The organism is Treponema sp. R6D11 (assembly GCF_054786075.1).
Genome location: NZ_BDHD01000413.1, coordinates 1 through 1108, shown reverse-complemented (window position 1 = coordinate 1108; position 1108 = coordinate 1). Strand labels below are relative to the sequence as shown.

Here is a 1108-nt window from a genome sequence, read left to right as displayed (position 1 = left end):
AGTTAGCACCGCCGCCGCCTTTTGTTCCAGCCGAGTCATCATTATATGTTAGTTGCGTTCCAGATGAGTTATATAAAAATCCGTATGTGTCGAGCGTATTAAACGCCGAGTTGAAATAATATGTCCCCGAAGTTCCTGCTACAAATTTGAAGAAGTCCGTATCATTTGCCATAGAAACATACGCTTCAGCATAATAATTGGCATTAATTGTGCCAATGTCAAGCGCAGCAGCACGCGATGTAGCAGACGCACTACCCATGCTTCCTCTGCCAATTACATCTCCGCCAATCTTATCGTTCGCAACACCAACAGCCGTTTCAATCGCATTTTGCCTTAATGTATAAACAGGTTGAATAGGCGTTACAGTCAGCGTTCCAGTTTGATAACTTATCGTATATGCATAGTTCGCATTCGTCGCAACCGAGAAGCTTTGCGGCGTAATTGTATATGTTCCAACTGGGCGAGATGTGCCAGCCGTGCCAGCAACAGAATATGAACCGCCAGAGATGCTCGGATTAGTCGAAACAGTCGGGTCTCAAGGCGGATTTTCTAATAACTTTGGTATGAGTGCGTCGCTCACCGCTGGGCAAGTCTATTATGTTGCTGTTCGCGCTTATTCATCAAGCGTTTTGGGCGAATATAAGCTAATTATTAACAAAACAGGCTGGACGGCTACATACACGAATAGCGGAACATTTGCATCATACAATGGCTCTCCTCAGGCTGCGACAGTTGTTTCCAACGGCACGGGAGCTTTGACGATTTATTATAACGGATCGACAACTGTCCCAACCAATTCGGGGGCATATACTATCACAGTTAGTCAAGCTGCGGCGGGCAATTATACGGCTGTGAATAACCTAAATTTAGGAACGTTTACTATCACAAAGAGTGTGATTGCCGTGACGATTAAGGCTAATGATGTTAGCAAGGTATATGAAGCGGCAGATCCGAGTTATACATATACTATGACGCCAAGCGCGCCTACTGGTTCGCCTACGCTTTCTATTGGTTCGTATTCTGTTAATGGTACGGCAGGGACAACGCGACCAGTTGGAACATATACGATCACACCGCAAAACTTCTCGCTACCTGATACGGCTAATGC

Annotated in this window: 2 protein-coding genes; one reads left to right on the top strand and one right to left on the bottom strand. The window is 45.5% G+C overall.

The window, feature by feature from the left end; translation table 11 throughout:
- A partial coding sequence (locus ACYVTD_RS13595) for a hypothetical protein (protein WP_461248270.1) occupies positions 1–259 on the bottom strand: 259 nt, incomplete at its 3' end.
- A gap of 217 nt (positions 260–476) precedes the next feature.
- Here ACYVTD_RS13595 and ACYVTD_RS13590 point away from each other — a divergent pair.
- A partial coding sequence (locus tag ACYVTD_RS13590) for an MBG domain-containing protein (RefSeq protein WP_461248269.1) occupies positions 477–1108 on the top strand: 632 nt, incomplete at its 3' end.